The sequence below is a fragment of the Aeromonas sp. S16(2024) genome, assembly GCF_041403065.1.
GTDB lineage: Bacteria > Pseudomonadota > Gammaproteobacteria > Enterobacterales > Aeromonadaceae > Aeromonas.
The window spans coordinates 1-21,752 of record NZ_JBGLQX010000030.1 but is presented as its reverse complement, the minus strand read 5'-3'; the positions used below and the strand labels follow the sequence as shown (position 1 = coordinate 21,752).

Genomic DNA, 21,752 nt, shown 5'->3' with positions numbered 1-21,752 from the left:
GGGGCTAACCGTCCCCCAGCAGTGACTGGCCATTGAAATCGAAGGCGCTGCGACCCTCCTCGGCCAGCGCCAACTCCTGCAATACCGTCAACGCCAGCTTGTTGCCCTTTTGCGAGGCCTGATAGAGCCACTGCTTGGCCTCGGCCATGTCGACCCGACCATTGGCCCCCATCAGATGCAGCACCCCCACCTTGAGCATGGCGGGCACGTCTCCGTTGCGGGCCGCCCGCTCCATCCAGTGAAAGGCGATACGCAGATCCCGTGGCCCCCCTACCCCGCGCAGATAGAGCTCCGCCAGCCGGTACTGGCCAAACGCATCCCCCGCCTCGGCGGACTGACGATAGAGGCGGATGGCCTGCGCCAGATCCTGCTCGCTCCCCTGCCCCAGCTCATGGCTCCACCCCATCAGGGCCTGCGCCCTGGGTTGACCCTGCTCGGCCAGCGGCTGCCAGATACCGGTCGCCTGCTCGAAGTGGCCCACCCGCCAGGCGCGGTTGGCCGCGGCCAGCTCCTGCTCGGTGGAGAGCGGGAGCTGACGCCAGGCGACCAGGGCAATGACGCCGATAAACAGCCAGCGGTAAGTGGTGGGACTCATGATGATTTCCGTGATCCAGTTCGCATTTTGTCTATGTAAACGAAATGTAGCGACAGATCAAGCAGGAGATCCCGTTCTTTGGCCGAGTGAAATAAGGGAAGAGTGGCCGGACTTGATGTTTGGCACCATCCCGAGCAGAATAACTGTATGTATAAACAGTATATGGTGTGATGAGATGGCAGGACGAGGCAGCACCCACAATATCGAGCACCGTTTCAGCGGCCCGCAGATCGATGCCGTCGACGATGGCTGGCAGGCCGTGGAATGGGAGGCGGCATTTCGTGCGTCCCAGCCCCAAACCGAGGTGCGGGAGATCCAGGCCAAGAGCATCATCAGCCACAACCTCTCGCCGGACGTCCCCTTCGGCCGCTCCATCAATCCCTATCAGGGGTGCGAACATGGCTGCATCTACTGCTACGCCAGACCCAGCCACGCCTATCTGGAGCTCTCCCCCGGCCTGGATTTCGAGACCCGGCTGTTTGCCAAGCTCAATGCCGCCGCGCTGCTGCGCCGGGAGTTTGCCAAACCAACCTATCAGCCGCAGACCATAGTGCTCGGGGCCAATACCGATCCCTACCAGCCCATAGAGCACCACTATCGCCTCACCCGCGAGCTGCTGGAGGTGATGCTGGCTCATCGCCATCCGGTGGGGATCATCACCAAGAGCGCCATGATATTGCGCGATCTCGATCTGCTGGCCGAGCTGGCCCGGGAGGGGCTCTGCCAGGTGATGGTGTCGGTCACCACCCTGAACGAGACACTGAGGCGACAGCTGGAACCCCGCGCCAGCACGGGAGCGGGTCGGCTCAAGGTCATCGAGAAGCTGGCACAGGCCGGGATACCTGTGGGAGTGCTGGCGGCCCCCATGATCCCCAGGCTCAACGAGCCCGAGCTGGAGCAGATCATCAAGGGCGCCGTGGAGGCAGGCGCCGGCTGCGCCGACTATATCCTGCTGAGACTGCCCCACGAGCTGACCACCCTGTTTTGCGACTGGCTGGAAGAGCACTACCCCGGCCAGAAGGAGGCCATCCTGAACCAGTTGCGGGCAAGCAGAGGGGGGGCGCTCAACAGCCCCGCCTTCGGGACTCGCATGCGCGGAGAGGGGCAATTCGCCGACTTGCTCGCCCAGCGCTTTCGGCTCATCAGCAAGCGGCTGCAACTGGGCAAGCGCCATATCGCGCTCAACACCTCTGCCTTCATTCGCCCCAACGAGCAGCTGCGCCTGTTCTGATGACTGCGGCTATCGCCGCTCAGCCCCTGGGCCTTGGCGGATGGGGGCGCACCGGCTTGCCCTGTGCGATCAGCTCCGCCGGCAGGCGCGAGGGCTCATAAGCGACCTCCTCCTGCTCGTCATGTGACAATGCCCTGGCATCCTCTCCCCACATCCGGCTCCACCAGATCTCCCACATGATCCAACTGGTCATACCCTGCTCCTTCTGGATGATATTGCCAACGCCGGGCTCGGGCATGGTCGTGCCCTTGTCCCACCTGAACAGCCGCAGTCTGTCCCGCCGGGATGACAGCCATATGACGCCGGGATGAAGGATTGAATGAGCAAGAGAGCCCGGATCGGGAAAATCCGGCGCCAGCACAGGAGATGAACGCAGGCAGTTTCGGATGACCGAGCGCCGCAGGAGGGGGTGAAGGCAAGACAAAAAAAGAGCGACCCAAGGGCCGCTCTTTTTTATCGAGGCAGGTAACGATTATTCGTCGTCAGCCGCACCCTCTTCGCTGGAACCTGCATCGTCGGCAGCACCGGCGTCTGGCGCAGTCTCTGCACCTTCCACCTGCTCGCCGTCGATGGCCATGCCCTCGGCAACCAGAGCGTCGTTCTCTTCCTCGTCGCTCTCGGCGATGCGCTGCAGACCGACCACTGTCTCGTCTTCACCGGTACGGATCAGACGAACACCGCCGGTGTTACGGCCGATGACGCTCACCTCGGCAACGCGAGTACGCACCAGGGTGCCGCCGTTGGTGATCAGCATGATCTGGTCGGTATCTTCGACCTGGATCGCATCGATCACCTTGCCGTTGCGCTCGTCCACCTTGATGGAGCGAACGCCCTGGGTACCACGGCTCTTGGTCGGGTATTCGTCCAGTGCGGTACGCTTGCCATAACCGTTCTCAGTGGCGGTGAGGATGGCACCTTCACCGCGCGGCACGATAAGGGAAACCACCTTGTCACCGGCGCCCAGCTTGATGCCACGCACACCGGCGGCGGTACGACCCATGGGACGCACGCCCTTGAAGGTACCCTTGCTCTCGGTGCCTTCAGTGCCTTCGCCGTTGTCGCTGCCATCCTCGTCGTTACCGGCGTCTTCGTCGGTCTCGACGTCATCGCTGGCATCCATATCGGCTACATCGGCGCGACCGCTGCCTTCAGCGAAGCGAACCACCTTGCCCGCGTCGGAGAAGAGCATGATCTCGTTGCTGCCGTCGGTGATGTCCACCCCGATCAACTCATCACCCTCTTTGAGGTTGATGGCGCGAATACCGGAGGAGAGCGGACGGCTGAAGTCGGACAGGCTGGTCTTCTTCACGGTACCGTTGGCGGTGGCGAAGAAGACATACTTGTCGGCATCATATTCCTTCACCGGCAGGATGGCGGTGATGCGCTCACCCTCTTCCAGCGGCAGCAGGTTGATGATGGGACGACCACGGGCGCCACGGGACGCTTCCGGCAGCTGATAGACCTTGAGCCAGTAAACCTTGCCACGGGTGGAGAAGCACAGAATGGTGTCGTGGGTGTTGGCCACCAGCAGACGCTCCACAAAGTCCTCTTCCTTGATCCGGGTGGCCGACTTGCCACGACCACCGCGGCGCTGGGCCTCGTAGTCGGAGAGCGGCTGATACTTCACATAGCCCTGGTGAGACAGGGTGACTACCACGTCTTCCGGGGTGATCAGATCTTCGATGTTGATCTCGGCACTGGACATGCTGATCTCGGTGCGACGCTCGTCGCCATACTGCTCGCGCACGGCCAGCAGTTCATCGCGGATCACTTCCATCAGGCGTTCCGGGCTTGCCAGGATGAACAGCAGCTCGGCGATGAGATCCAGCAGAGATTGGTACTCTTCCAGGATCTTCTCGTGCTCGAGGCCGGTCAGCTTGTGCAGACGCAGATCGAGGATGGCCTGGGCCTGGATTTCGGTCAGGAAGTACTGCCCTTCACGGATGCCAAACTCCGGCTCCAGCCACTCCGGCCGTGCCGCGTCGTCGCCCGCTTTTTCCAGCATGGCGGCCACGTTGCCGAGCTCCCAGCCCTTGGCAACCAGGCCCGCTTTCGCATCCGCCGGGGTCGCACTGTGGCGAATGAGCTCTATGATGGGGTCGATGTTGGCCAGCGCCACCGCCAGACCTTCCAGGATGTGGGCCCGATCCCGCGCCTTGCGCAGCTCGAACACAGTCCTGCGGGTCACCACCTCACGGCGGTGCAGCAGGAAGGCATCCAGAATCTCTTTGAGGTTCATCACCTTGGGCTGGTTGTTATCGAGCGCCACCATGTTGATGCCGAACGTGGTCTGCATCTGGGTGTGCTTGTAGAGATTGTTCAGCACAATCTCGCCGGACTCGCCGCGCTTGATCTCGATAACGATGCGCATGCCGTCTTTGTCAGACTCATCGCGCAGGGCACTGATGCCCTCGACCTTCTTCTCTTTGACCAGCTCGGCGATCTTCTCGATCAGCCGCGCCTTGTTCACCTGATAGGGGATCTCGTGAACGATGATGGTCTCGCGACCCGTCTTCTCGTCCACTTCCACCTCGGCCTTGGCCCGCACATAGACGGAGCCGCGACCGGTGCGGTAGGCCTGTATGATGCCGGAGCGCCCGTTGATGATGCCGCCGGTGGGGAAATCCGGGCCGGTGACATAGGTCATCAGCTCGTCAATGGTGAGGGCGCCATTCTCGATCAACGCCAGACAGCCGTTGACTATCTCGGTGAGGTTGTGAGGAGGAATGTTGGTCGCCATGCCCACCGCGATACCGGAGGAGCCGTTGATCAACAGGGTGGGTACCTTGGTGGGCATGACAGCCGGGATCATCTCGGTGCCGTCGTAGTTCGGCACCCAGTCCACTGTCTCTTTGTCCAGATCGGCCAGCAACTCGTGGGAGATGCGCGCCATCCTCACTTCGGTGTAACGCATGGCCGCAGCGTTGTCGCCATCGACCGAGCCGAAGTTGCCCTGACCATCGACCAGCATGTAACGCATGGAGAAATCCTGCGCCATCCGGACAATGGTGTCATACACGGCGCTGTCGCCATGCGGGTGATATTTACCGATTACGTCACCGACCACACGGGCCGATTTCTTATAGGGCTTGTTCCAGTCGTTCCCCAACTCGTTCATAGCAAACAGAACGCGGCGGTGAACCGGTTTCAAGCCATCACGCACATCCGGCAGAGCTCGTCCTACGATCACGCTCATGGCGTAATCCAGATAGGAACTCTTGAGCTCTTCTTCGATGTTGACCGGCGTGATCTCTCTGGCCAGATCGCTCATAGAAAGCCTTAATCCCTAATTAGTTGTTCTTTGGCTTAAACAGCGCGACATGGTAACACACTGAGCCAAATACCTTAAGCCACAAATCCGGGTAACACGTCGGGCTGGTGTGACCAAGTCCGTCCGTTATAATGCCCGCCAGGACAATAGATTGCGCGCGCCCTGCCCGCTGCGCGCCCTGCCACAGGATCATCAAAAAATGAACAGTGATGCCAATGTCGATCTGACAGAAATCGCCAAATTTGAAGCCATCGCCTCCCGCTGGTGGGACATGGAGGGCGAGTTCAAACCCCTGCACCAGATCAACCCGGTGCGCCTTGACTGGATCACCGACAAGAGCGGCGGCCTGTTTGGCAAACGCGTGCTCGACATCGGCTGCGGCGGCGGCATCCTCTCCGAGAGCATGGCCCGCCGTGGCGCTCGCGTGACCGGCATCGACATGGGCAAGGAGCCCCTCGGTGTCGCCCGCCTGCACGCTCTCGAGCAGGGTGTGGAGCTCGAATACCGCCAGATGACCGCCGAGGCCCACGCGGACGAGGCCCCAGGCCAGTATGACGTGGTCACCTGCATGGAGATGCTGGAGCACGTCCCGGATCCCGCGTCCGTGCTGCGCGCCATCGCCACCCTGGTGCGCCCGGGGGGCAAGGTGTTCGTCTCCACCATCAACCGCAACCCGAAGGCCTACCTGATGATGATCCTGGGGGCCGAGTACCTGCTGAAGATGGTGCCCAAGGGCACCCATGATCACAAAAAGTTCATCACGCCCGCCGAGCTGTGTCGCATGGGTGAAGCCGCGGGCCTCTTGGTGCGGGACATGAGCGGGGTGCACTACGCGCCCCTCTCCAACAGCTTCAAGCTCGGCAAGAACGTCGACGTCAACTACATGGTGGCCTTCGTGCGCCCGGAGCAAGGCTGATGAGCACCGACAAGGCCCCCCTGCGCTGCGTGCTGTTCGATCTCGACGGCACCCTGCTCGACACGGCCCCGGATCTCGGCGCCGCCGTCAACCATGTGCTGATAAGCGAAGGCTTTGCCCCGCTGCACGAGGCCATCATCCGCCAGACCACCTCCCACGGGGCGCTCGGGCTGCTCAGGGCGGGCCTCGGCGACGAACTGCTGGAAGAGCTGGGGGCCACGCGCCTTCGCACCGCCCTGCTCGACCATTACGCAGCCAACCTCTGCGTCGGCACTCGTCCCTATGAGGGGATGCTGGATCTCATCGAATGGCTCGATGAGAAGAAGCTGCCCTGGGGCATAGTCACCAACAAGCCGGGTTTTCTCACCGAGCCGCTCTTGGCGGCCCTGCCGGCGCTGGCCAGCTGTGGCGTCACCGTCAGCGCCGACACCCTGCCGGTGCGCAAGCCAGATCCCGCCCCCATGTTCTTTGCCTGCGAGCGGCTCGGGGTCGAGGCGGCGCAGTGCCTCTATGTGGGGGATCATGTGCGCGACATCGAGGCGGGACGCAACGCCGGCATGCGTACCGCGGTGGCGGGCTGGGGCTACCTGAGCGATGACGAGGATACCGCCGACTGGGGCGCGGATCTGCAATTCGACACAGTACAGGCCCTGCACCATTGGCTGCGCTACGAGCTGACCTGAGTCAGACCTGTCCGGCACTGTTCTGCATAACGCTATAGATGGATCATCCGGGCAGCTTTAACGTCAGAGGGATACCAGATGAGTACGACGCTCATTCACCGGGCCGCACAATGGCAATGACAGGGGGCGCAGATGCGCCCCCTGTTTTGAGGTGATGACAAGTGCGTGCCTGCGGGGACAGAACAGCTTTTGACCCTGGCTGCACAAGGGATAACCAGGCTGAATTTGCTAGTAAAAACACCCTCTTTTCGCAAGCAAAAAAAGTTATTTAAATTTTCCATCTTCGATCATCGGACTTGCATTTGCCGGATCGGACGCATGAAAACCCACTCACTGTGAGCAGTCACTAACTCGAGCCCGAACACCCACAATTTATCCACAGCTAATGCGTTATCCACAGATTGCAATGCCGTGCCGACCTCACTATCTTGTAGTTCGAATTTAAAATAACACTATATCTTGTGATTCATGGCGCACTTCGCCCCCAGGCCACCCCAGAGAAGGGAACCCTGGATGCGTGGCGCCATGGTTTTTCGGGAATCAACTAAAGGTCATCAGCCAATGAACTTGTTTGTGACGAAGCGTAACGGCCACAAAGAACCCATCGATCTGGATAAAATTCACCGCGTGCTCGACTGGGCCGCCGAGAAGCTCGACAACGTGTCGGTCTCCCAGGTGGAGCTCAAGTCCCACATCCAGTTCTATGACGGTATCCGTACCGCCGATATCCACGAAACCGTCATCAAGGCCGCTGCTGACCTGATCTCCGAACAGAGCCCGGATTACCAGTACATGGCCGCCCGCCTGGCCATCTTCCACCTGCGCAAGAAGGCCTACGGCCAGTTCGAGCCGCCCCACCTCTACCAGCACGTCGCCCGTCTGGTAGACATGGGCAAGTACGACAAGCACCTGCTGACCGACTACACCCAGGCCGAATTCGAGGAGCTGAACGGCTACCTAGATCACTGGCGTGACATGGACTTCTCCTACGCAGCCGTCAAGCAGCTGGAAGGCAAGTACCTGGTGCAGAACCGCGTCACCGGCGAGATCTACGAGAGCCCGCAGTTCCTCTACATACTGGTGGCGGCCTGCCTCTTCTCCAAGTATCCGAAAGATACCCGTCTGGACTACATCAAGCGTTTCTACGATGCGGTCTCGACCTTCAAGATCTCCCTGCCCACCCCCATCATGAGCGGCGTGCGCACCCCGACTCGCCAGTTCAGCTCCTGCGTGCTGATCGAGTGCGATGACAGCCTGGATTCCATCAATGCCACCGCCAGCGCCATCGTGCGCTACGTCTCCCAGCGCGCGGGCATCGGCATCAACGCCGGTCGCATCCGTGGCCTGGGCAGCCCCATCCGTGGCGGCGAAGCCTTCCACACCGGCTGCATCCCCTTCTACAAGTACTTCCAGACTGCCGTGAAGTGCTGCTCCCAGGGCGGCGTGCGCGGCGGTGCCGCCACACTCTTCTACCCCCTGTGGCACACAGAGGTGGAGAGCCTGCTGGTACTGAAAAACAACCGCGGCGTGGAAGAGAACCGGGTCCGCCACATGGACTACGGGGTGCAGATCAACAAGCTGATGTACCAGCGCCTGATCAAGGGCGGCGACATCACCCTGTTCTCCCCGTCCGATGCGCCGGGTCTGTACGATGCCTTCTTCGCGGATCAGGACAAGTTCGAGCAGCTCTACGTCAAGTACGAGCAGGATCCGTCCATTCGCAAGAAGACCCTCAAGGCGGTGGATCTCTTCTCCCTGATGATGCAGGAGCGCGCCGGCACCGGTCGCATCTACATCCAGAACGTGGATCACTGCAACACCCACAGCCCGTTCGATCCGAGCGTGGCCCCGGTGCGCCAGTCCAACCTCTGCCTCGAGATTGCGCTGCCCACCAAGCCGCTCAACAACGTGGATGACGAAGAGGGCGAGATCGCCCTGTGCACCCTGTCTGCCTTCAACCTCGGCGCCATCGAGAAGCTGGAAGACCTGGAAGAGATGGCGGATCTGGCGGTGCGCGCCCTGGATGCCCTGCTCGACTATCAGGACTACCCGCTGAAAGCCGCGATGAAGGGCAGCATGAACCGCCGCACCCTGGGCATTGGCGTCATCAACTACGCCTACTACCTGGCCAAGAACGGTGCCCGCTACTCCGACGGTTCCGGTCTGGCCCTGACTCACCGCACCTTCGAGGCGATCCAGTACTACCTGCTGAAGGCCTCCGTGCAGCTGGCCCGCGAGTTCGGCCCCTGCCCTGCCTTCAACGAGACCACCTACGCCCAGGGCATTTTGCCCATAGATACCTATAAGAAGGATCTCGACAACCTGTGCAACGAGCCGCTGCACCTGGACTGGGAAAGCCTGCGTGAAGAGATAAAGACCGTGGGTCTGCGCAACTCCACCCTGACCGCCCTGATGCCGAGCGAGACCTCCAGCCAGATCTCCAACGCCACCAACGGCATAGAGCCGCCGCGCGGCCTGGTCTCGGTCAAGGCCTCCAAGGACGGCATCCTCAAGCAGGTGGTGCCTGAGTACCATCGCCTGAAGGATCAGTACGAACTGCTGTGGAAGCAGCCGAGCGTCGATGGTTACCTGCAGCTGGTCGGTATCATGCAGAAGTTTGTGGATCAGGCGATCTCCGCCAACACCAACTACGACCCGGCCCGTTTCGAAGGCAACAAGGTCCCGATGAAGCAGTTGCTCAAGGACTTGCTGACCGCCTACAAATACGGCCTCAAGACCCTGTACTATCACAACACCCGTGATGGTGCGGACGATGCCCAGACCGATCTGCAAGACGACGGTTGCGCCGGCGGGGCTTGTAAAATATAAGTCGCAGCACGATCTGATGAACCGGGCGGGAGCATGAAGCTCCCGCCCTCCTGTCTCCTCTCATTCAAGACATTCAAATCACCATGGCTTATTCAACTTTCTGCCAAACCCAAAACGACCAGCTCAAAGAGCCGATGTTTTTTGGCCAATCGGTCAATGTGGCCCGTTATGATCAACAAAAACACGACATCTTCGAGCGGCTGATCGAGAAGCAGCTCTCCTTCTTCTGGCGTCCGGAAGAGGTGGATGTGTCCCACGATCGCATCGACTACCAGGCCCTGCCGCCCCACGAGCAGCACATCTTCATCTCCAACCTGAAGTATCAGACCCTGCTGGACTCCATCCAGGGTCGCAGCCCGAACGTCGCGCTGCTGCCGCTGGTCTCCATCCCAGAGCTGGAGACCTGGATCGAGACCTGGGCCTTCTCCGAGACCATCCACTCTCGCTCCTACACCCACATCATCCGCAACATCGTCAACAACCCGGGTCAGGTGTTCGACGACATCATCACCAACGAGCAGATCCTCAAACGTGCCGGCTCCATCAGCCACTACTACGACGATCTGATCGAGGCGACCGCCCTCTACCACCTGCACGGTGAAGGCACCCACAAAGTGGGTGAGCGCGAGCTGACCATCACACTGCGCGGCCTGAAGAAGAAGCTCTATCTGTGCCTGATGAGCGTCAATGCCCTGGAGGCGATCCGCTTCTACGTCAGCTTCGCCTGCTCCTTTGCCTTCGCCGAGCGCGAGCTGATGGAAGGCAACGCCAAGATCATCAAGATGATCGCCCGCGACGAGGCGCTTCATCTCACGGGGACGCAGCATATGCTGAACCTGATGCGCACCGGCCAGGACGACCCCGAGATGGCGGAGATCGCCGCCGAGTGCGAACAGGCTTGCTTCGAGATCTTCAAGGACGCCGCCATTCAGGAGAAGGAGTGGGCCGAGTACCTGTTCCAGGACGGCTCCATGATAGGCCTGAACAAGGACATCCTCTGCCAGTACGTGGAGTACATCACCAACCTGCGCATGAGTGCGGTCGGTCTGCAGCCAGCCTTCGCCGGCGCCAAGCAAAACCCTATTCCCTGGATCAACACCTGGCTCTCCTCCGACAACGTGCAGGTGGCGCCTCAGGAAGTGGAGGTGAGCTCCTACCTGGTCGGCCAGATCGACAGCGAAGTGCACGCAGACGATCTCGGTGACTTCGAGCTGTGATGAGATTTACCCTGATGACCTCGGTGACGTCGCGCGGTGAGTGACGCAGTCAAGATGCGGGCCCCTGCCCCGCAGCGGGTCACGGAGCAAGGGGCACAGGCGCCGCTCGTCCATACCCGCGACGGCGCCCTGCTCGCCCATCCCGGCGAGAGCCTGCTGGAGACCCTGGAGCGCCACGGTCACAGGGTGGAGTTTCAGTGCCGCAGCGGCTATTGCGGCGCCTGCCGCACCCCCTTGCTGGCAGGCACAGTGCACTACCCCAGCGTGCCGCTCGCCTTTGTCTCCCCCGGGGAGTGCCTGCCCTGCTGCTGCCAGCCGGTCGGTGCCATCCGGCTGGATATCAAGAAGGGCTGACGCCGCCACAAGCTGGCAATTCGAGCAAAACAAAAAGCCGCCGGAGCAATCCGGCGGCTTTTTGCTGCGTCATCTGCACAGGGCGCCCAGTGCAGGCGCCCGACCCATCAAAGGGTCACAGCCAGGGAGCGGCGGTCGGCCCATGGTGCAGGCCCAGCTTCCAGACCCGGCCAAAGTGCTTGTAGTGACCGGCGGCCACACCGGCCTTCTCCCCCATGCCGTGATAGAGATCGAGGTGTCCTCTCTTCACGGCGCCACCCACGTCCAGCGCGATCAGCAGGCGCAGCTGGTGTTTGCCGGTCCAGTTGCCGGCTTTGTCGAGCAGCGGCACTTCCGCCAGGATGGGAGTGCCCATCGGCAGCAATGTCTTGTCGGCCGCCACCGCCGCCATGGGCAGCAGCGGAATGCCGGCGGCGCCCACCACGTCGTTGGTGGGGCGACGCTCGAAGAAGACGTAGGAGGGGTTCTGCTCCACCAGCTCCTTGACGTTCGCCTCCGGTTGGGCGTTGGCCCACTCCTTGATGGCCTTCATGGACATCTGCTCCTTGGGCACCTCACCCCGGTCGATCAGCACCCGACCTATGCTGACATAGCCGTGGCCGTTCTTGCCGCTGTAGCCGAGGTACTGCAACCTGTCGTCATCGCCGTAGTGGACAAAGCCGGAGCCCTGTACGTCCATCAGGAAGTTGTCGATGAGGGACTTGCTGTAGCCCAGCTCCAGCCCACGATTGGCCAGGGCCCCCTGATGGATCTCGGCACGACTCGGGCAGCGGCCACCGCACTTGGGCATGGCATAGATGGGGTACTTGTACTTGGCATCCGGGCGGTGACGCACCTCCAGCACCGGCGAGTAGTAGCCGGTGAAGAGCACGTTGCCCATGCGATCGGCGCCGCCGAGCTGGGCCAGGCTGATACCGTACTGGGTGATATGGGCAGGATCACCGCCATTGGCCACCCAGCGGGAGAGCTGGCGATAGAGCTCGCCATAGCGGCGGGTCATCTTGCCGGAGCGCTCCAGCACCAACCGGCTCTGGGGGCCGAACTTGCTGTAATCGGCACGCTGGCGACTGTTGACCCGCTCCACCCGCACCAGATCCCCTGGCAGGGCACCATCCAGATACTGCTTGCCCAGATTCTCGGGCACCTCGCAGTTCAGAAAACATCCGGATTCCGCCTTCTTCTGGGGCACCTTGGCGGGTTCAGGGTTGCCCGCACAACCGGCCAACCCCACCACGGCGGCGGCCAGCCAGTACGTATGTTTATTCATATGTCCTCATATAACACCGAGCATCATGTCCGGCGGGGAAGATGCCAAATTTGTCGGGGGAAAGCAAACGCCATCCACCCCCGGACACCCTATTTCTCCAAAGGGGATCTTCTGGGTTATAACAAGGTGACAAGATGTGAGAGGTCGTGGATGGAACAGCTCGAAATCTTCCCCCTGACGAGCCCCTGTGTCGGGGTCTGTGAAGTGAACAACAAGGGATATTGCAAGGGGTGCCTGCGCAGCCGGGAAGAGCGCTTCAACTGGCTCGTCATGACCCCGACCCAGCAGCAGGAGGTGATGCGCCTGTGCCGGGGGCGCAAGGCGCGGGTCGAAGCCGCCCGCCGCAAGGCCAGAGAGGGTGAACCCGTCGAGCCGCCATCGCAACCCGGCTGGGATTTCTGACCCCTTCCCTGCCCTCCTTCTGCCCACCAAAACAAAAGGCGGCCCGCAGGCCGCCTTGTCATTCATCAGATGGAACCAGTCAGGCCGTTGCCAGCTTGGCCTGCTCCTCGCCGCGCTTGAGCATGGCGTAGGAGACGCCGGTCAAGAGCGAGCCTGCGGCAATCGCCAGGATATACATCATCACGTGGCTGATGGCGTTCGGGATGAAGAGCACGAACAGACCGCCGTGAGGCGCCACCAGTTCGCAACCGAACAGCATGGAGAGCGCACCGGTCAGGGCGCCACCCACCATGCAGGCCGGGATGACCCGCATCGGATCCTTGGCCGCGAAGGGAATGGCCCCCTCGGAGATGAAGCACAGACCCAGCACGAAGGAGGCCTTGCCCGCTTCCTGCTCCGCCTTGATGAACTTCTTGCTGGCGAGGAAGGTGGCGATCCCCATCCCCAGGGCCGGCACCATGCCAGCGGCCATCACCGCAGCCATGGGGGCATAGGTCTTGGAGGCGAGCAGGCCGACCCCGAAGGCGTAGGCCGCCTTGTTGACCGGGCCACCCATGTCGAAGCACATCATGGCGCCTATGATGACACCCAGCAGCACGGCGTTGGCGGAGCCCATGTTGTTCAGGAACTCTGTCATGGCATTCATGATGCCGGCCACCGGGCCGCCCACCACGTAGATCATCACGAGACCGGTGAACAGGCTGGCAAAGAGCGGAATGATGAGGATGGGCTTGAGCGCTTCCAGGGTCACCGGCAGGCGCACCTTGTCACTCAGGTACTTGGCGCTGTAACCGGCGAGGAAGCCGGCGACTATGCCACCGAGGAAACCGGCCCCGAGGGAGCTGGCCAGCATACCGCCAATCATGCCGGGGGCGAGGCCCGGACGGTCGGCGATGGAGTAGGCGATGTAACCGGCCAGTACCGGGATCATCAGGGCGAAGGCGGATCCGCCGCCGATCTTCATCAAGGCCGCCGCCAGCGTCCCCTCTTCCTTGAACGCCTCGATGCCGAAGATGAAGGAGAGCGCGATGATGAGGCCACCGGCCACCACCATGGGCAGCATGAAGGAGACACCGGTCAGCAGGTGCTTGTAGGGGCCGGCCTTCTCCTCTTTCTTGGCCGCGGCGGCGCCGCTGTGGCGATAGGTCTTCGCCTCTGTCCACGCCTTGTCGAGCTCGGCGCGGGTCTTCTTGAGCGCAGCCCCCGTGCTGGTGCGATAGACGGGCTTGCCATCGAAGCGGGCCATGTCCACCTCGATGTCGGTGGCGAGGAACACCAGATCGGCGGCGGCGATCTCGTCCGCGGTCAGGGCGTTCTGGGCACCGACCGAGCCTTGAGTCTCAACGCGGATCTGATGACCCAGCTGCTTGGCCATGGTCTCCAGCGCTTCCGCCGACATGAAGGTGTGGGCCACCCCGGTCGGGCAGGCGGTGACCGCGACTATGCGCTTGGCACCGCTGGCCGCCTTGGGAGCGGCATTGGCAACGGCGGGCGCGGCCTGATGGCGATAGAGGCTGGCACCGCTCGCGGCAGCCTCCAGCAGGGCGGCCGGATCCTGCAGCGCCAGATCCATGCTGCCCTGATAGAGGCGCTTGCCGTCATAGGCGGCGAGATCCACCGGGGCACTGGCGACTACCAGCACCAGGTCGGCGGCGGCGATCTGCTCTTTCGAGGGAACCTGGCGGGGTTGTACGCTGGAGCCGACGTCAAGGGTGAGCTCCCAGCCCGCCAGCTTGGCCTGCTGTTCTATCCGTTTTGCAGCGAGAAAGCTGGTGGCAATGCCCGCCGGGCAAGCCGTAACCAGAATTGCTTTCATTGGGCATCTCCTGAGTGTGTCATCGAAAGGGGATTGGATTGAGCCGGTGCCAGGTCATCCAGACGCTGCACGCGCACCTGCTCGAGTAAGGGGGTGAGCACCTTGATATCGTCAAAGCCGACCGCCACCTGGCTCACCGCCAGGGCAGAGACGGCGGTGGCCAGGTGCAGGGTCTGCTCCGGCGACCAACCGAGGCTGAGGCCATGGGCCAGTCCCGCCACCAGGGAGTCGCCGGCACCCACTGTGCTGACGACCTTCATGCGCGGAGGAATGGCCTGCCAGACGGCATCGGGGCCAAACCAGATGAGGCCGTCGGCACCATTGGAGATCACCACATGGGGTATGCCCACGGCCTGCAACTCTCGCGCGCACTCGGCCTGCTCGTTCAGGGTCTTGACGGGGCGACCTGCCCATTGCTCAAGTTCTTCCAGGTTCGGCTTGACCAGGGTCGGCGCCGCCTTGATGCCCTCGCTCAGGGCCGCGCCGCTGCAATCGAAGATCACCTGCTTGCCCTTGGCCTTGAGCAGGCTGATGAGCTTGGCGCAGTAGCCAGGCTCGACCCCCTTGGGCAGGCTGCCCGCCAGCACGAACCAGTCGGCGCGCGGCGCCAGTTTCTCTATCTCGGCCTCCAGCGCGGCCACTTCCGCTTGGTGCACGTCAAGCCCCGGCAGATTGAGATCCGTGACCCGGCCCGATTGCTCGGAGATCTTGACGTTGATACGGGTGCTGCCCGCCACGCGCACGAAATGGTCTTCCAGAGCGCGCGTCTCGAACAGGGAAACAAAACTCTGCTGGTTGTCGGCGCCGAGCCAGCCCGTCAGTCCCACATCGCGGCCGAGATCTTTCAGGACCATGGCAACGTTGATCCCCTTGCCCGCGGCGCGCAAATTGGCTTCGCTCACCAGGTTCACCTCCCCCAGGCTCATGGTGCCCAGGCGGGTGGTGAGATCCAGCGCGGGATTGAGGGTGATGGTGACTATGTCCATCAGTGCGCCCCCTCGCCCAGACCGGCGGCAATGGCCTCGCCTATGCCCTTGAGGGCCGCCTCGGCATCCGCCCCTTCGGCGCGAAACGCCAGACGGTGGCCGCACTTGACGCCCAGGCCGATGACCTTCATCAGGCTCTTGGCGGAGACCGCTTCGCCGCTGCCATCCAGGTTCGCCACGCGAATGTCGGATGCATACTCCTTGGCCACCTTGACCAGCATGGCGCCCGGACGGGCGTGCAGGCCATGGGGGTTGATGATGGTGAAGGTGTCGGACAGACCACTGGCCGGGCCCGATTGCAACATGGCCAATCCGTCGCTCCCTGCGAGCGTCCCGAGTTGACCGGCGGCGGCCAGCTTGGCCAGGTTGTCCAGTTGTGGCAGATGGCTGCTGTCTGCGGCGCACAGCAGCAGCAGGGCACTGATCGGCAGTTCACCCGCAGTCAGCGTGCTGCTCGGGGTCGCCAGCACCCAGCCGGTCTGGGCCGCTTGCGTACGGGCCAGCCAGACGCCATCCCCCAGATAGGCGGGCTCGCTTGCCAGCAGGGAGGTCACCATGGCGGCCTCCCCCCAGCCGGCAGATTTGGCGCGGGCGGCGGCCCCCAGCAGCAACTGGTCGCGATCGTCGGCCGGGAAGTCCGCCAGGGTCAGGTATTGCACCTCTTTGGCCGCACTCGCGCCGGTCAGGATGTTGATGATGGTCTCTTCATCTGTGGCCTCTCTCAATTGCGCGGCTGCCTGCTCGTCACCCAGTACATGGGTGAGCTGGCGCAAGATGCCCAGATGCTCGTCGGACTTGGCGGCGATGCCGATGGCCACATAGGCAGTCTGCCCCTCATCCCACTCGATGCCCTGGGGGAATTGGGCCACCATGACACCTGTGCTCTTGACCAGATGACGGGTGTCCGTGGTGCCGTGAGGAATGGCGATGCCGCTGCCAAGATAGGTGGCGTGCTGGGCTTCCCGCGCCAGCATGCCATCCACATAACCGGCTTCCACCAGACCCGCTTCGGTCAGTTTGCCTGCCAGCAGGGCGATGGCGTCCGCCTTGGTCGTCACCGATTGTCCCAGCAGGATTTGCTGTCGCGCCAACTTCAACATAGAGATTCTCCATCAGGTCCGGCTCCGCCTCGCGGCACACCGGCTCAACTCAACTTGGATTTCGGGTAATTTGCCTGCTGACAATAGACGGGAATCTTCCCCCAGGTAGGCCGCTGCGGCATTTCCTGGTCGAACATTCATCGCTTACTGACAAGCTGAATCGTTTCACTTACACTCAGACTGAATCGTTTCAGCCAATTGTTCAAGATCCCACTGAGAGTGCTTTTCAATGATATGATCCCGCGCACACTTTTCGGTGCCCCCACCTGAAACCGTCGCGGGCCTTGCAACTCAAACAGAGCCAATATGATGAAACTGGATGAAATCGCCGCCCTGGCCGGTGTCTCGCGTACCACAGCCAGCTATGTGATCAACGGCAAGGCGGATCAATATCGCATCAGCCAGGCCACCCGTGACAAGGTGATGGCCGTGGTCCATGCCCACAACTATCAGCCGGACAGCCGCGCCGCCTCCCTGCGCGGCGGCCAGACCAGGACCTTGGGCTTTATCCTGCCGGACCTTGAGAACGCCAGCTACGCCAAGCTCGCCAAGCGCCTCGAGCAGGGCGCGCGGGCTCAGGGCTATCAGCTGCTGATCGTCTGCTCGGAAGACGAACCACAAACCGAAAAGGAGCTGGCCCGGATGCTGGTCAGCCGCCATGTGGATGCGCTGCTGGTGGCGAGCTGCCTGCCGCCAGCGGATCCTTTCTATCGGGAGCAGCAAGCCCATGGCGTGCAGATCCTGGCCATCGATCGGGCCCTGGCCGCCGATCACTTCATCACCGTGGCGAGTGAAAACCAGAAGGCGAGCTGCGATCTCACCGCCTCCCTGCTCACCCCCGCCCTTCGCCACGTGGCCCTGATCACAGCGCTGCCGGGTCTTACGATCAGCCAGGAGCGCCGCGCCGGTTTCGAGCAGGCGCTGAGCAGCCACGCCAGCGCCGCCCTGCTGACACCCCATGTCTGCGAGGGAGCCCACTTCTCCCGCGCCGAGGGCTATCGCCTGATCAAGGCGCTGCACCAGCAGCTCGGCCAGTTGCCCGAGGCGCTGGTCGCCACCTCCTACATATTGATGGAAGGGGTGCTCGACTATCTGCTGGAGCTGGAGGCCGACATGAGCCAGATTGCCATGGCCACCTTCGGGGACGATCGGCTGCTGGACTTCCTCCCCTTTGGCATCAATTCTCTGCCCCAGCAGCACGACGCCCTGGCCGCCCAGGCCCTTGCCCTCGCCTTCGAGGCCATCAACGGCCACTACCGCGCTGGCCTGCACTGTGTGAGCCGCACCCTCAAGCGCCGCCGCTGACGCCCCCTCACGCGCCGGCCGAGCCCTGCCACGCCGGCGCGCTTTTCCACCAGTCAACACCGCCTGCTGTCATCTTTTATTTCCACCTATTGCCACCTCACAGTACAAAATCCGCCTTTTCAGGCTTGTTTCCACTATTTTGATCCGTTAACTTGGCAACCATCTTTTACAATCCACGGGTTTTCGTAACGATGCGTCCACTCCGATATTGCTAGCCTCCGGTCCCGCCCCCGGAGGCACCTGGCCGACAGCGCCACTGGCACGCTTTTTTTACTACGCAGTTTCTCTATCTGGATGGACACCATGAATACCAAAACCCTGGGTTGCACCCTGCTTATCGCCGGCACCACCATAGGCGCCGGCATGCTGGCCCTGCCGCTGGCCTCCTCGTCGCTCGGCGGCCCCGCCACCTTGCTGCTGATGATCGGGCTCTGGGCCCTGATGGCTTTCACCGCCATGCTGCAGGTGGAGGCCAGCCTCAATACCGGCAAGTGGTACCTACACCAGTTGGCGGATCATCTGCTCGGCCCCTGGGGCAAGCGCATCGCCTCCTTCTGCATCCTGATGCTGTTCTACTCGCTCGCCTCTGCTTACATCAGCGGCGGCAGCAGCCTGCTGGCCCAGGCGCTGGCCGATGCGGGCACCACAGTCAGCCAGGAGCAGGCAGCCTGGGCCTTCACCCTGCTGTTTGGCGGCATGGTGTGTGTGGGCACCAAACAGGTGGATTACCTCAATCGACTGATGTTCACCGTGAAACTGGTGATCATGGTAGGGGTGCTGGCGCTGCTGCTGCCCCGCGCCGAGGGGCAACACCTGCTCTCCATGCCGCTCGGTCAGGGCTTGCTGCTGGCGGGCCTGCCGGTCATCTTCACCTCGTTCGGCTTCCACGGCTCCATCCCGAGCGTCATGCTCTACCTGGGCGATTGCCCCAAGCAGTTGCGCCGTGTCTTCGTGTGGGGCTCAGCCCTGCCGCTCATCCTCTACGTGCTGTGGCAAGTGGCCATTTTGGGCCTGCTCGGCCAGCAGACCCTGATCCAGACTGGCGGGGCACTCGACAGCCTGCTCGCCAGCGTCGGCAACCTGGTCAGCTGGCCCGCCTTCAATCAGGCGATGCACCTGTTCGCAGATCTGGCGCTCGCCACCTCCTTCCTCGGGGTGACCCTGGGGCTGTTTGACTTCATGGCCAAGGTGACCCGCCGCAAAGACAACTGGCAGGGCCGCAGCCAGACGGGCATGATCACCTTCGTGCCACCCCTGCTGTTTGCCCTCTACTTCCCGCAAGGTTTCATCATGGCGCTGGGTTACGCTGCCATTGCCCTGGCTGTGCTGGCGGTGCTGCTCCCGGTGGCCCTGGTGTGGCAGAGCCGCAAGCAGGCCGAGGCGCACCACTACCGTGTCCCGGGCGGCGTGCTGGCCCTGGGCCTGGCCGGCGCCATGGGGGTGCTGATCGTCGGCGTCCAGGTGAGCGTCAGCCTCGGCATGCTGCCCGCACTCTAAGCCGCGACCTTTCCCTGCGGCTCGCGAGAGGCCCCGCCAACCGGGTTGGCGGGGCCTCTCGTCATTTGCCCGCCCAGCGATGGGACGCCGCACCTGCCGCTCCCTCTCTATCCGCGTCCCGATGTGAACAAAATGACGCATGTATGTACATATATGGACAACTTCGCCATACTGAGGACAAGGCGAACCCACGGTTCGCCCCGATGCAACCCATAAGGAGGAGCCATGGTCGCCACAGCACAAGCCAACCACCGGGACACTGCCGTCGATCCCAGCAAGGCGCTGCCGGTGGTGTTCCGCATTCTGGATAAATGGCGGTGCAGCACGGATGAACAACTCAAACTGCTCGGCATCTCTTCCCGTTCGACCTTGAACAAGTACAAGGAGGCGAGCGGTGGTATCCGTCTCAGCGCCGATCTGCAGGAGCGGATGAGCTACATCCTCAACATCCACAAGAGCCTGCGGGTGCTGTTCAGCGTCGATGAGAGCATCTACGGCTGGGTGCGCAAGCCCAACAGCCACCCCTTCTTCGCCGGGCGCAGCGCCATGGATGTCATGCAGGGGGGTCGCGTCGCCGATCTCTATGAGGTGGCCACCCGGTTGCACGCCTGGCGCGGAGGCATGGCCTGATGTCCGCTATGCCGCCATCGCGCGAGCTGCAGGATCAGCAGGCCTTTCGCATCATCCCGAGCCGCTACCCCCCCATCTGCCTCTATGAGGACGTGGCCAACGCTGAAGAGCTGGAGGCGGTCTGGGCCATCGAGGCCCTGACCAACGATCGCCTGCGGGAAGAGGCCGGGGAGCTGGCGCGAGTACCGAAAGAGGATTGGCTGGTGGGACTGGCCGGTGGCAGCTATGTGATGGCGGCCTTCACCCACCTCAATCCGGAGGGGGCCCGCTTCACCACGGGGGACTTTGGCGGCTACTACTGTGCCCCCCTGCTCGACACCGCGGTGAAAGAGACCGTCTATCACCAGGAGCGGGTCTTCGGCTACACCCAGGAACCACCCCAGAAGCTGCAGATGCGGGTGCTGCACACCGAGTTTTGCGCCAAGCTCGTCGACATCCGGGGGGATGATTACCTCACCTCCCCCCTCTATCACGCCACCGACTATGGCCACTCCCAGGCCTTCGCCCGGGAGCAGAAGCGCGGCGGGGCGGACGGCATCCACTACCGCTCGGTGCGCCACAGCGGCCACGACTGCTATGTGCTTTACCGCCCCCGCCTTATCACCAAAATTCACCAGACCCAGCATCTGGAATACCACTGGAACGGCAACGCCATCGCCAATGTGCTGCAGATCAGATTGTATGGGGAATGACTCTCCCATCTTGGCATAATAAAGCCCGCCAGATTGGCGGGCTTTATTATGCCATGAAACCCTGGAGCTATAGCGGTACAGTATTATCTAACTTGGTCCAAGCAAGGTATCAATTTCAGTCCGGTGCCAAGTAATAACTAGTTATGTACATACAATTGTTATCTTCTTTCATCAATCCAGCTCTTTATGCTTGTGAGAGGCTGCTGTCCGACAACGGTAGGATTCTGGTGCAAGATGCACCAGATTATCCCAGCTCCAAATAGCGATATAAGTGTGTTTTCACTATGCCTGCTTCTGAACCACAAGCTAATAAAACCCCATTGGCGAATTTAAAATAAATAACAATGACAACAATATATCCACCAACAAGCTAAACAATCACTTTTTTAAAAAGTCAGTAACTAAAAGATATAATGTAATCGATGTTCCAGCAATAACCCCGTATACTATAGCTCGCTCTACATCCTCCCAAGATGTGATTACCTGCCCCTTTGTAACATAAAAAAACAACGTTCCTACAACACCTAAAAAGAAACATAGAAAAATACAATACAAACATGAATAAACCCACACTTTAATGTAATCTTTCATTTTGTTACAACCTTTTTTCTTTGCCGGTATTATTATCTATATTTTTATTTGCAAAACCAGTGAATAGCTCACTTCCGAGAGCGCTTGTTGCCTCGAAAATAAATTCTGTAACTCTCCCATCACTAATAGCTTTTCCTACTACTTCAGGTGCATATCTACCATACCCCCTCCAGTGCAGAACCGGTTCCTTAAATAGCTTTTTTGTCTAGCTTGAAGTCGTCAATTATTAGAAGTGACCCAATGGCCACACCTATATCACCAGGGCAAACGCATGAGTGCTTATTTTTCATCCACCTCGTTAAAGCCACTCAGGAGCACTTGCTCCAGATAGCTGCTGTTCATTGCCGCTATCTTTTGCTTACGTCTGATG

Annotated in this window: 18 protein-coding genes; 11 read left to right on the top strand and 7 right to left on the bottom strand. The window is 61.4% G+C overall.

Annotated elements, in window-relative coordinates; all coding sequences use genetic code 11:
- Positions 1 to 4 precede the first annotated feature (4 nt).
- Positions 5 to 595: a tetratricopeptide repeat protein gene (locus ACB030_RS18015; RefSeq protein ID WP_371161720.1), complete on the bottom strand. Its 591-nt coding sequence runs from the start codon at positions 593 to 595 to the stop codon at positions 5 to 7.
- A 175-nt stretch (positions 596 to 770) separates the two neighbouring features.
- On the opposite strand from ACB030_RS18015, the gene ACB030_RS18010 reads away from it, so the two are divergent.
- On the top strand, positions 771 to 1,826 hold the full coding sequence (locus ACB030_RS18010) for a PA0069 family radical SAM protein (protein ID WP_205641711.1): 1,056 nt from the start codon (positions 771 to 773) through the stop codon (positions 1,824 to 1,826).
- 19 nt (positions 1,827 to 1,845) lie between these two features.
- Here the strand turns inward: ACB030_RS18010 and ACB030_RS18005 are convergent, their stop codons facing one another.
- Together ACB030_RS18005 and gyrA are read right to left on the bottom strand one after the other, a co-directional pair.
- Positions 1,846 to 2,019, bottom strand: a complete 174-nt coding sequence (locus tag ACB030_RS18005; RefSeq protein WP_265435219.1) for a hypothetical protein — start codon at positions 2,017 to 2,019, stop codon at positions 1,846 to 1,848.
- A 279-nt stretch (positions 2,020 to 2,298) separates the two neighbouring features.
- The gene (gene gyrA, locus ACB030_RS18000) at positions 2,299 to 5,097 is read right to left on the bottom strand and encodes a DNA topoisomerase (ATP-hydrolyzing) subunit A (RefSeq protein WP_371161717.1); all 2,799 of its coding nucleotides are present in this window, start codon (positions 5,095 to 5,097) and stop codon (positions 2,299 to 2,301) included.
- Between the two features lie 199 nt (positions 5,098 to 5,296).
- Between gyrA and ubiG the strand changes: the two genes are divergently transcribed.
- The 5 genes from ubiG (at position 5,297) to yfaE (ending at position 11,096) form a co-directional block, all read left to right on the top strand.
- Entirely contained in the window at positions 5,297 to 6,013 is a 717-nt protein-coding gene (gene ubiG / locus ACB030_RS17995) for a bifunctional 2-polyprenyl-6-hydroxyphenol methylase/3-demethylubiquinol 3-O-methyltransferase UbiG (protein ID WP_163138037.1), read from the top strand.
- Entirely contained in the window at positions 6,013 to 6,696 is a 684-nt protein-coding gene (locus ACB030_RS17990) for an HAD family hydrolase (RefSeq protein WP_371161714.1), read from the top strand. Before ubiG ends, ACB030_RS17990 begins: the two co-directional genes overlap by 1 nt.
- Before the next feature lie 561 nt (positions 6,697 to 7,257).
- A complete protein-coding gene (gene nrdA, locus ACB030_RS17985; RefSeq protein ID WP_371161712.1) occupies positions 7,258 to 9,525 on the top strand; it encodes a class 1a ribonucleoside-diphosphate reductase subunit alpha in 2,268 nt (755 codons plus the stop codon).
- 83 nt (positions 9,526 to 9,608) lie between these two features.
- Positions 9,609 to 10,742 carry a class Ia ribonucleoside-diphosphate reductase subunit beta gene (gene nrdB, locus ACB030_RS17980; RefSeq protein WP_371161710.1) on the top strand — a complete coding sequence of 378 codons (1,134 nt, stop codon included), beginning with the start codon at positions 9,609 to 9,611 and terminating at the stop codon, positions 10,740 to 10,742.
- A gap of 54 nt (positions 10,743 to 10,796) precedes the next feature.
- Positions 10,797 to 11,096: a class I ribonucleotide reductase maintenance protein YfaE gene (gene yfaE / locus ACB030_RS17975; protein WP_371161708.1), complete on the top strand. Its 300-nt coding sequence runs from the start codon at positions 10,797 to 10,799 to the stop codon at positions 11,094 to 11,096.
- 115 nt (positions 11,097 to 11,211) lie between these two features.
- On the opposite strand, the gene mltA is transcribed toward yfaE, so the two are convergent.
- Positions 11,212 to 12,363: a murein transglycosylase A gene (mltA, locus tag ACB030_RS17970; protein ID WP_371161706.1), complete on the bottom strand. Its 1,152-nt coding sequence runs from the start codon at positions 12,361 to 12,363 to the stop codon at positions 11,212 to 11,214.
- 150 nt (positions 12,364 to 12,513) lie between these two features.
- Here mltA and ACB030_RS17965 point away from each other — a divergent pair, with 150 nt between their 5' ends.
- A complete protein-coding gene (locus tag ACB030_RS17965; protein ID WP_289982410.1) occupies positions 12,514 to 12,765 on the top strand; it encodes a DUF1289 domain-containing protein in 252 nt (83 codons plus the stop codon).
- 79 nt (positions 12,766 to 12,844) lie between these two features.
- On the opposite strand, the gene fruA is transcribed toward ACB030_RS17965, so the two are convergent.
- Genes fruA through fruB form a run of 3 tightly spaced genes read right to left on the bottom strand, consistent with a single transcriptional unit; the run spans position 12,845 to position 16,667 of the window.
- Complete coding sequence (gene fruA, locus ACB030_RS17960) at positions 12,845 to 14,581, bottom strand: PTS fructose transporter subunit IIBC (protein WP_371161703.1); 1,737 nt, start codon at positions 14,579 to 14,581, stop codon at positions 12,845 to 12,847.
- The gene (gene pfkB, locus ACB030_RS17955) at positions 14,578 to 15,567 is read right to left on the bottom strand and encodes a 1-phosphofructokinase (protein ID WP_371161701.1); all 990 of its coding nucleotides are present in this window, start codon (positions 15,565 to 15,567) and stop codon (positions 14,578 to 14,580) included. The genes fruA and pfkB overlap by 4 nt, the downstream gene beginning before the upstream one ends.
- Positions 15,567 to 16,667 carry a fused PTS fructose transporter subunit IIA/HPr protein gene (gene fruB / locus ACB030_RS17950; protein ID WP_371161699.1) on the bottom strand — a complete coding sequence of 367 codons (1,101 nt, stop codon included), beginning with the start codon at positions 16,665 to 16,667 and terminating at the stop codon, positions 15,567 to 15,569. Before fruB ends, pfkB begins: the two co-directional genes overlap by 1 nt.
- 306 nt (positions 16,668 to 16,973) lie before the next feature.
- Here fruB and cra point away from each other — a divergent pair, with 306 nt between their 5' ends.
- From cra to ACB030_RS17930, 4 genes are all read left to right on the top strand, one after another.
- Complete coding sequence (gene cra, locus ACB030_RS17945; RefSeq protein ID WP_371161697.1) at positions 16,974 to 17,972, top strand: catabolite repressor/activator; 999 nt, start codon at positions 16,974 to 16,976, stop codon at positions 17,970 to 17,972.
- Positions 17,973 to 18,275: 303 nt separating this feature from the next.
- Positions 18,276 to 19,469, top strand: a complete 1,194-nt coding sequence (locus tag ACB030_RS17940) for an aromatic amino acid transport family protein (RefSeq protein ID WP_371161695.1) — start codon at positions 18,276 to 18,278, stop codon at positions 19,467 to 19,469.
- A 225-nt stretch (positions 19,470 to 19,694) separates the two neighbouring features.
- Positions 19,695 to 20,099 (top strand): antitoxin Xre-like helix-turn-helix domain-containing protein, encoded by a 405-nt coding sequence (locus ACB030_RS17935; RefSeq protein ID WP_371161693.1) that lies wholly within the window; start codon positions 19,695 to 19,697, stop codon positions 20,097 to 20,099.
- Positions 20,099 to 20,791 (top strand): RES family NAD+ phosphorylase, encoded by a 693-nt coding sequence (locus ACB030_RS17930; RefSeq protein WP_371161691.1) that lies wholly within the window; start codon positions 20,099 to 20,101, stop codon positions 20,789 to 20,791. Before ACB030_RS17935 ends, ACB030_RS17930 begins: the two co-directional genes overlap by 1 nt.
- The last annotated feature ends 961 nt before the right edge of the window (positions 20,792 to 21,752 follow it).

Coding starts and splice junctions, on each gene's coding strand:
- nrdB (WP_371161710.1), top strand. CDS start 9,609: ATGGCTTATTCAACTTTCTGCCAAACCCAAAACGACCAGCTCAAAGAG.
- ubiG (WP_163138037.1), top strand. CDS start 5,297: ATGAACAGTGATGCCAATGTCGATCTGACAGAAATCGCCAAATTTGAA.
- ACB030_RS17930 (WP_371161691.1), top strand. CDS start 20,099: ATGTCCGCTATGCCGCCATCGCGCGAGCTGCAGGATCAGCAGGCCTTT.
- ACB030_RS17990 (WP_371161714.1), top strand. CDS start 6,013: ATGAGCACCGACAAGGCCCCCCTGCGCTGCGTGCTGTTCGATCTCGAC.
- cra (WP_371161697.1), top strand. CDS start 16,974: ATGATGAAACTGGATGAAATCGCCGCCCTGGCCGGTGTCTCGCGTACC.
- ACB030_RS17935 (WP_371161693.1), top strand. CDS start 19,695: ATGGTCGCCACAGCACAAGCCAACCACCGGGACACTGCCGTCGATCCC.
- pfkB (WP_371161701.1), bottom strand. CDS start 15,567: ATGGACATAGTCACCATCACCCTCAATCCCGCGCTGGATCTCACCACC.
- ACB030_RS17965 (WP_289982410.1), top strand. CDS start 12,514: ATGGAACAGCTCGAAATCTTCCCCCTGACGAGCCCCTGTGTCGGGGTC.
- yfaE (WP_371161708.1), top strand. CDS start 10,797: ATGCGGGCCCCTGCCCCGCAGCGGGTCACGGAGCAAGGGGCACAGGCG.
- fruA (WP_371161703.1), bottom strand. CDS start 14,581: ATGAAAGCAATTCTGGTTACGGCTTGCCCGGCGGGCATTGCCACCAGC.
- gyrA (WP_371161717.1), bottom strand. CDS start 5,097: ATGAGCGATCTGGCCAGAGAGATCACGCCGGTCAACATCGAAGAAGAG.
- fruB (WP_371161699.1), bottom strand. CDS start 16,667: ATGTTGAAGTTGGCGCGACAGCAAATCCTGCTGGGACAATCGGTGACG.
- ACB030_RS18010 (WP_205641711.1), top strand. CDS start 771: ATGGCAGGACGAGGCAGCACCCACAATATCGAGCACCGTTTCAGCGGC.
- ACB030_RS18015 (WP_371161720.1), bottom strand. CDS start 595: ATGAGTCCCACCACTTACCGCTGGCTGTTTATCGGCGTCATTGCCCTG.
- ACB030_RS18005 (WP_265435219.1), bottom strand. CDS start 2,019: ATGACCAGTTGGATCATGTGGGAGATCTGGTGGAGCCGGATGTGGGGA.
- mltA (WP_371161706.1), bottom strand. CDS start 12,363: ATGAATAAACATACGTACTGGCTGGCCGCCGCCGTGGTGGGGTTGGCC.
- ACB030_RS17940 (WP_371161695.1), top strand. CDS start 18,276: ATGAATACCAAAACCCTGGGTTGCACCCTGCTTATCGCCGGCACCACC.
- nrdA (WP_371161712.1), top strand. CDS start 7,258: ATGAACTTGTTTGTGACGAAGCGTAACGGCCACAAAGAACCCATCGAT.